At 68.7% G+C, this 10471-nt stretch carries 9 protein-coding genes and 1 rRNA gene; all 10 read left to right on the top strand.

The window, feature by feature from the left end; translation table 11 throughout:
- Position 1: 1 nt before the first annotated feature.
- Positions 2-118: ribosomal RNA gene (rrf, locus tag QM019_RS09445) — 5S ribosomal RNA — on the top strand.
- Positions 119-270: 152 nt separating this feature from the next.
- Positions 271-2526 (top strand): primosomal protein, encoded by a 2256-nt coding sequence (locus tag QM019_RS09440; protein ID WP_282852759.1) that lies wholly within the window; start codon positions 271-273, stop codon positions 2524-2526.
- Positions 2527-2535: 9 nt separating this feature from the next.
- Positions 2536-3567, top strand: coding sequence for an HAD-IIA family hydrolase (locus QM019_RS09435; RefSeq protein ID WP_282852758.1), 1032 nt, complete (start codon positions 2536-2538; stop codon positions 3565-3567).
- Positions 3561-3740 carry a hypothetical protein gene (locus QM019_RS09430; protein WP_282852757.1) on the top strand — a complete coding sequence of 60 codons (180 nt, stop codon included), beginning with the start codon at positions 3561-3563 and terminating at the stop codon, positions 3738-3740. Before QM019_RS09435 ends, QM019_RS09430 begins: the two co-directional genes overlap by 7 nt.
- Positions 3733-4533 carry a TlyA family RNA methyltransferase gene (locus tag QM019_RS09425; protein WP_282852756.1) on the top strand — a complete coding sequence of 267 codons (801 nt, stop codon included), beginning with the start codon at positions 3733-3735 and terminating at the stop codon, positions 4531-4533. Before QM019_RS09430 ends, QM019_RS09425 begins: the two co-directional genes overlap by 8 nt.
- Positions 4530-5435: an NAD kinase gene (locus QM019_RS09420; protein WP_282852755.1), complete on the top strand. Its 906-nt coding sequence runs from the start codon at positions 4530-4532 to the stop codon at positions 5433-5435. Before QM019_RS09425 ends, QM019_RS09420 begins: the two co-directional genes overlap by 4 nt.
- Positions 5435-7150 carry a DNA repair protein RecN gene (gene recN, locus QM019_RS09415; protein WP_193128783.1) on the top strand — a complete coding sequence of 572 codons (1716 nt, stop codon included), beginning with the start codon at positions 5435-5437 and terminating at the stop codon, positions 7148-7150. The genes QM019_RS09420 and recN overlap by 1 nt, the downstream gene beginning before the upstream one ends.
- A gap of 6 nt (positions 7151-7156) precedes the next feature.
- A complete protein-coding gene (gene pyrG / locus QM019_RS09410; protein ID WP_125107279.1) occupies positions 7157-8854 on the top strand; it encodes a CTP synthase in 1698 nt (565 codons plus the stop codon).
- Positions 8851-9510 (top strand): NUDIX domain-containing protein, encoded by a 660-nt coding sequence (locus QM019_RS09405; protein ID WP_282852754.1) that lies wholly within the window; start codon positions 8851-8853, stop codon positions 9508-9510. Before pyrG ends, QM019_RS09405 begins: the two co-directional genes overlap by 4 nt.
- Positions 9507-10406: a site-specific tyrosine recombinase XerD gene (gene xerD, locus QM019_RS09400; protein WP_125107280.1), complete on the top strand. Its 900-nt coding sequence runs from the start codon at positions 9507-9509 to the stop codon at positions 10404-10406. The genes QM019_RS09405 and xerD overlap by 4 nt, the downstream gene beginning before the upstream one ends.
- Positions 10407-10471: the final 65 nt, after the last annotated feature.

Raw genomic sequence — 10471 nt, 5'->3', positions numbered from 1 at the left:
TTTCGGTGGTTTTAGCGAGATGGAAACGCCCGGTTACATTCCGAACCCGGAAGCTAAGCGTCTTTGCGCCGATGGTACTGCAAGGGGGACCTTGTGGGAGAGTAGGACACCGCCGAACTTAACTTAATGAAGAGGGGTCATTCCTTTTAGGAATGACCCCTCTTTTTCTTTTTCCGCAACTTTCTGTTGCGGGGTACTGCGCGCGCCTGAAGGTGCGCGCGTTAGACTTGCGCAGATTAATTCCACAGTGCACCGACGAGAGGATTGAGCATGGCAGATCAGCGAGGGCGCGACCGAGACCGGCATTCCTCCGGCGGAGCACGAGGCGGCAACCAGCGCCGCGACGACAACCGCGGCGGTGGCTACCAGCGACGCGACCGTAACGACGGCGAGCGTGGCGGTTACCAGCGACGCGACCGTAACGACGGCGAGCGTGGCGGTTACCAGCGTCGCGATCGCAATGATGGCGAGCGTGGCGGCCACCAAAAGCGCGACGGTGACAACCGTGGCGGCTACCAGCGACGCGATCGCAATGATGGCGAGCGTGGCGGCTACCAAAAGCGCGACGGTGACAACCGTGGCGGCTACCAGCGACGCGACCGTAACGACGGCGAGCGTGGTGGCTACCAGAGGCGCGACGGCGAGCGGGGTGGCTACCAGCGTCGGGACCGCAACGAAGGCGAGCGCGGTGGTTACCAGCGTCGCGACCGCAACGAAGGCGAGCGCGGTGGTTACCAGCGTCGTGATGGCGACAACCGTGGCGGCTACCAGAAGCGTGACGGTGACAACCGTGGCGGCTACCAGCGTCGTGACCGCAATGACGGTGAGCGCGGTGGTTACCAGCGTCGTGATGGCGACAACCGTGGCGGCTACCAGAAGCGTGACGGTGACAACCGTGGCGGCTACCAGAAGCGTGACGGTGACAACCGTGGCGGCTATCAGCGTCGTGATCGCAATGACGGTGACCGTGGTGGCTACCAGCGCCGTGACGGTGACAACCGTGGCGGTGGCTACCAGCGTCGCGACCGCAACGATGGCGAGCGCGGGGGTTACCAGCGCCGCGATCGTGATGACAGCCGGGGCGGCGACCGTCGCGACGGCGGCCGGCCCGAGCGCCGCGGCGAATGGCAGAAGCCCGAGGGCAGCGCGCGCCTACAGCCGTCGCGTCCCGAGGAACTCCGCGCGGTCCGCGCCGAGCACACCGACCCCGAGATTCCCGACACCGTTTCGCCGCGCGACCTCGACGATGTCGCGCGCATGGAGCTGAAGACGCTCGCGAAGGAAACGGCCGACTTCGTCGCCGAGCACCTCGTGATGGCGTCGGCGCTCGTCGACACCGACCCCGAGCTTGCGCACCAGCACGCGCTCAGCGCATCCCGCCGTGGCGGTCGTATCGCGATGGTCCGCGAGACGCTCGCGATCACCGCCTACCTCACCGGTGACTACGCGCTCGCCCTGCGCGAGCTGCGTACCTACCGTCGCATCTCGGGTCGCGATGACCAGATCGCGCTCATGGTCGACTCGGAGCGCGGCCTCGGCCGCCCCGACCGCGCCCTCGAGCTTGGTCGCTCGGTCGACGAGAGCAAGCTTGACACCAACGGAAAGGTGCAGCTCGCCATCGCGATGTCAGGCGCGCGCCTCGACCAGGGCAACGCCGAGCTGGCGCTTGCCGAGCTCGAGATTCCGCAGCTCGACCGCACCAAGGCGTTCTCCTACAGCCCCGCGTTGTTTGGCGCGTACGCGGCCGTGCTCACCGACCTCGGTCGCGACAAGGAGGCTGCCGTCTGGGAGCGTGCCGCCGAACTCGCGCAGAACGCCCTCGACGAGTCGCAGGAGGGCTTCGAGACCGTCGAATTCGTCACCGAGCCGAACCCCGACTACATCCCGCCAGAGGGGCCGGAGGACGCCGACGACGAGACCGAAGAATCGGAAGACGCCGCTTCGGAAGACGCCGATGAGGCAGACAACGTCGAAGACGAGCCCGCCGAAGACTCGGACGAATCGGACGACTCTGACGTGACCGAAGAGGTTACTGACGACGACGCGTCGGATGACTTTGACGAAGCCACCGATGAACCTGAGGCTGCACCTGCCGAGCTCGAGTCGGCTGTTGCGGCTGAAGCTGTTAGCGCGGAACCCGCGGACGACGAGTCGGCAGCAGAAGACGTTACCGTCGCTGCCGACGTTCTCGACGACGACGAGTTCACTCGCGCATCCGTTTCGGAGCAGGTGGAGGCGGAGTTCGCCGAGATCCTCGCCGAGATCGATGAGGCCACCGAGGTCGAAGCCGAGGAGATCGTCGAAGAGGTTGCCGAGGCGGTTGAGGTCGTTGAGGCTGAGGACGCTCAGGCTCCCATCGAAGCCGAGCTTGAGGTTCCAGTCGAGGTGGAGGTCGAGGCTGAAACCGAGCCCGAGCATGAAGCTGACGTTCAGTCGGCAGACGCCGCGCAGCCGGTCGCCAAGGCGGACAAAACTGAAAAGTCGGACGACGAGGACGACGAGCAGCTCTCGCTGTTCGACCTCTAGGAGCACTCGATGGCACTGTTCGGCAATCGCACGACGCCGGCGCCGGTCGACGGCGTCGACGTGATCCTCTCCGACCTCGACGGCGTCATCTATCGCGGCCCGCACGCGATCGATCACGCGGTCGACGCGCTCAACGAGTACGCGAGCAGGGGCATCCGGCTCGGCTACATCACGAACAACGCGAGCCGCACCGATATCGCGGTGGCCGAGCAGCTCGCCGGCTTCGGCCTCAACACGACCCCGAGTGACGTCGTGACGAGCCCGCAGGCGGCCGTGCACCTGCTCAAGAACCACGCCGAGCCGGGCGCACTCGTGCTCGTGATCGGCGGCGAGGGCATCGTGCACGAGCTCGAGAAGGCCGGATTCCGTGCCACCCGTTCGGCGGACGATCAGCCGGATGCGGTGCTGCAGGGCTTCGCGCCCGAGGTCGGCTGGCAGCACCTCGCGGAGGCATCGTTCGCGCTCACGCGCGACATTCCATGGATCGCGACGAACCAGGACTGGACGATCCCGGTCGCGCGCGGCATCGCGCCCGGGAACGGCACACTCGTAAGCGCCGTGCACACGGCCGTGCAGAAGCTGCCGATCGTCGCGGGCAAGCCCGAGACGCCGCTCTTTGAAGCGGCCGTCGAACGCTTCGGCTCGACGTCGCCGATCATGATCGGCGACCGGCTCGACACCGACATCAAGGGCGCCTTCCGCTCGAACATGAAGTCGGTGCTCGTGCTCACCGGCATCGACGGCCCGAAGCAGCTCATTGCGGCGGGGCCCGACGAGCGACCCGACTACATTGTGGGTGACCTGCGCGACCTCGACACTCCGTATCCCGTGGTCGAGGTCAACGCCCGGCCCGAGTACGTTGAGGCGAAGGTCGGTGGCGAGCGCGTCGTGCTCGACGGTATCGACCTGCAGGTGAAGTCGCGCGGCAAGCACAAGCTCGACCTGCTGCGCGCCGCGACGGCCGCCATCTGGAACTCCGACAAGCTCATCTACGCGCTGCGCGTGCCCGAGTACCTCACGCAGGACTGGTCGAAGTGGTAGACCTCGAGGGCGTTCCGCTCGGCGAGCACGCCGCTGCCCTGCAACAGCAGCTCGACGCGCTCAAGCGCGCCCTCGACGACCCGAACGTGCGGCTCGACCTCGACGGGCTCGACGACCTCGGTGCGCGCGACGACTTCGACGCGCAGGATGCGGTCGGCGAGGCCGATGACTGATCGTCTCGATCGAGCGCTCGCCGCGCGCGGGCTCGCGAAGAGCCGCACCGAGGCGGCGCGCCTCGTCGACGCGGGCCTCGTCTTCGTCGACGGCATCGCCGCCACGAAGGCGTCGCAGCAGGTTGGTGATGCGGCCATCCTCGAAGTGCAGCGCGAGCAGCGGTGGGTGTCCCGCGCCGCGCATAAACTCCTCACCGCGCTCGAGGCGTTCGGCATCGACTGCGCCGGGCGCGAGGCGCTCGACGTCGGGGCCTCCACAGGCGGTTTCACCCAGGTGCTACTGCACCACGGCGCGCGAGAGGTGATCGCGCTTGACGTCGGGCACGACCAGCTCGACCCGCTCATCCGCGCCGACACCCGCGTGCGGGTCGTTGAGGGCGAGAACGCGCGCTACCTCACGGCCGAGCGGCTCGAGCAGCTCGCGCCGGGCGTGCATCCCGACCTCGTCGTCGGTGACCTCTCATTCATTTCGCTGCGGCACGTCCTGCCCGCGCTGCGCGCGAGCGTACCCGCGGCGCGCGACTATGTGCTGCTGTTGAAGCCGCAGTTCGAGGTCGGTCGGGGCCACGTGCGCGGCGGGCTCGTGACCGACCCCGCGGTCGCCGCCGACGCGGCGCTCGACGTCGTGCGCGACGCGGCCGGGCTCGAACTCGGTCTCGCGGGCATCGCGCCCTCGCCGATTACTGGCATGCACGGCAACCACGAATACCTGCTCTGGCTGCGAGCCGACTTCGTACCTGAACACGACCCCACCGAGCGCATTCGTAGGATGGTAGGAGAGGGAGGCTTATGACCGGCGAAGTGCGCAGAATCCTTGTGGTGGGCCACGTTGCCCGCGACGAGGCAATCGACGCGACCCTGAACACCCTGTTGTTCTTGGCGGCGCACGATATCGTGCCGGTGCTCGAAGCCTCGTTCGCCAGTGAACTCAGTGAGCACCAGACCGAGGGGCTGCCCGAGCAGGTTGAGCGTCTCGGCGTCGACTGCGAGGTCGCCGACTGTGAGCTCGTCGTGGTGCTCGGCGGCGACGGCACGATCCTGCTCGGTGTCGACCTCGCGCGCGAGGCGAACGTGCCCGTGCTGGGCGTCAACCTTGGCCACGTCGGCTTCCTCGCCGAGTCGGAACGCGAGTCGCTGCCGCTCGTGCTGCAGCGCGCCATCGACCGCGCCTACGAGGTCGAGGAGCGCATGGCACTGCGCGTCGACGTACGCCGCCCCGACGGCGTGGTCGAAACCGGCTGGGCCCTCAACGAGGCCTCGATCGAAAAGGGCAACCGGCAGCGGATGCTCTCGGTCGGCATCGACGTCGACGGCGAGCCGCTCTCGAGCTTCGGCTGCGACGGCGTGCTGTTCTCGACCCCGACCGGGTCGACCGCGTACTCGTTCTCGGCGGGCGGGCCGATCGTCTGGCCCGCCGTCGAAGCGCTCCTGCTCGTGCCGGTTTCGGCGCACGCACTGTTCACGAAGCCCATCGTCGTCGCGCCCGATTCGGAGCTCGCCGTCGAGATTCACCCCGAGGGGTCGGATGCGATTATCTGGCTCGACGGCCGCCGCCGGCTCGAGCTGCCCGCGGGCTCGCGCGCGACCGGCACGCGCTCTGAGCAGCCGGTGCGACTCGCGCGCCTGCACCCGGGGCCGTTCACGACGCGACTCGTGAAGAAGTTTCAGCTGCCGACGGTGGGCTGGCGGGGCTAATGCTCGACGACATCGAGATCCGTTCGCTCGGCGTCATCGATCAAGCGCGGCTGCCCCTCGGCCCCGGCTTCACCGCGATCACCGGCGAGACCGGCGCGGGCAAGACCATGGTCGTGACAGCGCTCGGACTGTTGCTCGGTGGCCGCGCCACGAGCGACGCGGTGCGGGCCGACGCTGACAAGGCCGTAGTCGAGGGTCACGCCGTCATCGATCCGAGCGGGCCCATCGCCGAGCTCGTCGCTGAGGCCGGCGGTGACGCCGAGCCGTTCACCGAGGACGACGCGACGCGCGCCGAGGTCGTGCTTGCGCGGCAGGTCGCGAAGTCGGGTCGCTCGCGCGCCTGGCTCGGTGGCCGCGCCGTGCCAGCGAGCGTGCTGGCGAGCGCGGGGGAGCACCTCGTCGCCGTCCACGGGCAGTCCGAGCAGCTGCGGCTTACGCGCGAGGAAGCGCAGCGCACCGCCCTCGATCGCTTCGGTGGGGTCGAGGTGGCGGATGCGCTCGAGCGCGTCGCCGCGCTGTACGACGAACTGCGAGAACGGAAGCAGGAGCTTGATGCGCTCCGTGCCTCGGCGGGGGAGCGCGAGGCCGAGCGCGAAGGTCTGCGCAAGCTGGCGGATGCGGTGGACGCGGTCGCGCCGCAGCCCGGCGAGGACAAGGAACTGCTCGGCCGCATCGAGCGACTCAGCAACCGCGAGCAGCTGCGCAGCGACGTCGGCGGCGCGCACGAGCTGCTGTCGGGCGAGCATCCGGCCGGTTCGCTGCGCGATCGGGCCCGCGAGGTGCGCACCGCGGTCGACCGCGCGCTGCGGAGCGACTCGAGTCTCGAGTCCGTCGCCGAGGCCGCGAACGACCTCGAGTACACGATCGACGATCTCGCCGCGCAGCTCGGCGGGTATCTTGCCGACCTCGACACCGACGGCGTCGGCGAACTCGACTCGCTCAACGACCGCCTCGCCGCGCTCGAAGACCTCAAGCGCCGCTACGACGGCGAACTCGACGAGATTGCGGAGCGCGCGGCCGACGCGGGGCGGCGCTTGCTCGAGCTCACGGGCGCCGATACGCGCATCCCGCAGCTCGCCGAGACGGTCGAAGCCCTCGCCGCCGATCTCGATGAGGCCGCGACGCGCCTGAGCAATCTTCGTGCCGCCGCGGCCCAGGAGCTCGCCGAGGGCGCCACCGGCGAACTCGCCGCGCTCGCCATGCCAAACGCGCGACTGCACGTCGACGTGACGCCGGGCGAGCGCATCCGCCGCACCGGCCGTGACCAGGTGCAGTTTCTGCTGACACCGCATCCGGGCGCGAAGCCGTCGCCGCTCGCGGTTGGTGCCTCGGGCGGCGAGCTGAGCCGCGTCATGCTCGCGCTCGAAGTTGTGCTTGCGGCCGCGAGCCCCGTGCCGACACTCGTGTTCGACGAGGTCGACGCCGGCGTCGGTGGCGCCGCCGCGCTCGAGATCGGCGCACGCCTGCAGCGGCTCGCGACGACGAGCCAGGTGATTGTCGTGACGCACCTCGCGCAGGTCGCTGCGTTCGCCGATCACCACGTGCGCATCGAGAAGGCGACGGATGGGCAGGTCACGACCTCGTCCATCCGCGAGCTCGACGCGCCCGGGCGGGTCGAAGAGATGACTCGCCTGCTGTCAGGCCTGACCGAGTCGGAAACCGGCCGGGCACACGCTGAAGAACTGCTGCGCCGCGGGGCGCGTGAGGTAGGCTGAGAATCCGTGAACGACGCAACTGTGCACCCCGCCAAGTCCGAGACTCCGGTCAAGCAAATCTTCGTCACCGGAGGAGTTGTCTCCTCGCTCGGTAAGGGCCTCACGGCGGCCAGCCTCGGCAATCTGCTGACGGCCCGCGGCCTGCACGTCGTCATGCAGAAGCTCGACCCATACCTCAACGTCGACCCGGGCACCATGAACCCGTTCCAGCACGGCGAGGTATTCGTCACGAACGACGGTGCCGAGACCGATCTCGACATCGGTCACTATGAGCGCTTCCTCGACGTCAACCTCAGCGCCGCCGCGAACGTCACGACCGGCCAGGTCTACCAGACGGTCATCGCGAAGGAGCGCCGCGGCGAGTACCTCGGCGACACGGTGCAGGTGATTCCGCACATCACCGACGAGATCAAGCGCCGCATGCGCCTCCAGGCCGAAGAAGAGCCGCGCCCCGACGTGATCATCACCGAGGTTGGCGGCACCATCGGCGACATCGAGTCGCTGCCATTCATCGAGTCGGCCCGCCAGATTCGCCACGAGCTCGGCCGCGACAACGTGTTCTTCGTGCATGTTTCGCTCGTGCCGTTCATGGGTGCGTCGGGCGAGCAGAAGACGAAGCCGACCCAGCACTCGGTCGCGTCGCTGCGCTCGTACGGTATTCAGCCGGATGCGCTCGTGCTGCGCAGCGACCGCCCCGTCACCGACTCGAACCGCTCGAAGATCGCGCTCATGTGCGACGTCAACGAGCGCGCAGTCGTGAACACCCCCGACCTGCCGTCGATCTACGAGATTCCGTCGACGCTGCACGAGCAGGGTCTCGACGACTACATTATCGAGCAGCTCAAGCTACCGGTCGAGGACGCCTTCGAGTTCGACGACTGGGAGCGACTGCTCGACGTCGTGCACAACCCGAAGCGCACCGTCACGATCGGCCTCGTCGGCAAGTACATTGACCTGCCCGACGCGTACCTCTCGGTCTCGGAGGCGCTCAAGGCCGGCGGTTTCACGAATGACGCGCGCGTCGAACTGCGCTGGGTTCCCTCGGACACTTGCGAGACGCCCGAGGGTGCCGCGGCAGCGCTCTCCGACCTCGACGGCATCTGCGTGCCCGGCGGCTTCGGCGTGCGCGGCATCGAGGGCAAGCTCGGCGCCCTGCGCTTCGCCCGCGAGAACCGCATCCCGACCCTCGGCCTCTGCCTTGGCCTGCAGTGCATGGTGATCGAGTATGCGCGCAACGTCGCCGGCATCGCTGGCGCTTCGTCAAGCGAGTTCGACCCCGAAACCCCGGCACCCGTCATCGCGACGATGGCCGAGCAGGTCGACATCATCGACGGCGGCGACCTCGGCGGCACCATGCGCCTCGGCGCCTACCCGGCCGCCCTGCAGGCCGGCTCGATCGTCTCGGGCGTCTACGGTGCCACCGAGGTCGAAGAGCGCCACCGCCACCGCTACGAGGTGAACAACGAGTACCGCGAGCAAATCGCCGACGCGGGGCTCGTCTTCTCGGGCACGTCGCCCGACGGCCACCTCGTCGAGTTCGTTGAGCTGCCCGCCGACGTGCACCCGTACTACGTGGCGACCCAGGCGCACCCCGAGCTCAAGTCGCGGCCCAACCACGCGCATCCGCTGTTCGCCGGCCTCGTCAAGGCCGCCATCGAGCGCGAGGCCGCGAGCCGCCTCGTGGAAGTGGACGACGCCGAGTGACCCTGCGCGACGAACCCGAGGTGCACGAGCTGCGGTCGCAGCGACTCGTGCATCGGGGTTGGGTGTGGAACCTCGTCGACGACGAGGTGCAGTACGGCGACGCCGTGATGCATCGCGAGTACGTCGACCACACCTCGGCCGTCGCGGTGCTCGCGATCAACGAAGACGACGAGGTGCTGCTCATTTCGCAGTATCGCCACCCCGTGCACTCTCGCAACTGGGAGATCCCGGCCGGCCTGCTTGACGGTGGCCCCGAGGAGTCGCCGCTCGTCGCCGCGCAGCGCGAGCTCGCCGAAGAGGCGCAGCTCGAGGCTTCGCAGTGGTGGCTGCTGCACGACTTCTGGAACAGCCCGGGCGGCTCGAACGAGTCGATTCGCATCTTCCTCGCCCGCGGGCTCAGCGCCTCGCCGCTCGAGTTTGAACGCACGCTTGAGGAGGCCGACATCGAGACGCGCTGGGTCGCGCTCGATGAAGCGATTGACGCGATCCTCGCCGGCGACCTGCACAATCCCGCGCTGCTGCAGGCGCTGCTCGTCGCGAACGAGTCGCGCCGCCGCGACTGGTCGACGCTGCGCGACGCAGCAACGCCCTGGCCGACCCGTTCGCCGGGCCCGGAGGTGACGCCGCGCGCCCTCGAGGGCGGACGGCGCGCGTGAACCGCTTCGCCGAACGCTACCTTCGGCACCTCACGATCGAGCGCGGCCTCTCGGCGAACTCGCTCGGCGCCTACCGCCGCGACCTCGACCGCTACGTCGGGTTTCTCGCCGAGCGCGGCATCGACGAGCCGGTGAAGATCACCGCGAACGACACCCGTGAGTTCATGGCGTGGCTGCGTGACCCCGACGGCTTGGATCTCGCGGCTTCCTCGGCCGCGCGCATCGCCTCGAGCGTGCGCGGTTTCCACCGATTTCTCGACGACGAGGGCCTGGTGGACGAAGACGTCGCGAGCGAACTCCAGGCCCCGAAACTGCCAAAACGCCTGCCGAAGGCGCTCACGATCGACGAGGTGCAGCGACTGCTCGACGCCGCCGGCGGCGACACCCCCGAGCAGCTGCGCGACCGGGCGCTGCTCGAGGTGCTCTACGCCTCGGGCGCCCGCATCTCGGAGGCGGTCGGCCTCGCCGTCGACGACGTCATCGACCGCGACATGGTGCGGGTGCGGGGCAAGGGCGACAAGCAGCGCATCGTACCGCTCGGCTCCTTCGCCCAGGATGCGCTGAACGCCTACCTCGTGCGGGCCCGGCCGGGGTTCGCGGCGAAGGGCAAGGGCTCGCCCGCGCTGTTCCTCGGCGTGCGTGGCGGCCCGCTCTCACGCAATAGCGCCTGGAACATCCTGCAGCGCGTCGCCGAGCGCGCCGAACTCACGACGAACGTGTCGCCGCACACGCTGCGCCACTCCTTCGCGACGCACCTCATGCAGGGCGGGGCGGATGTGCGCGTCGTGCAGGAGCTGCTCGGCCACTCCTCGGTGTCGACGACGCAGATCTACACGAAGGTCACGGCCGACGCGCTGCGCGAGATGTACGCGCTCGCGCATCCTCGCGCCCGCTAGCAATCTTTAACGTTCAACTAGCACTTGAGGTGCAGTGCCTGTGACCCGGCGAGGCAGGGTCGGCG

It is taken from the genome of Gulosibacter sediminis, from assembly GCF_030011715.1.
In the GTDB taxonomy this organism is placed as follows: Bacteria; Actinomycetota; Actinomycetes; order Actinomycetales; family Microbacteriaceae; genus Gulosibacter; species Gulosibacter sediminis.
Note: the sequence above shows the minus strand (reverse complement) of the source record. Positions and strands in the feature narration are given on the sequence as shown.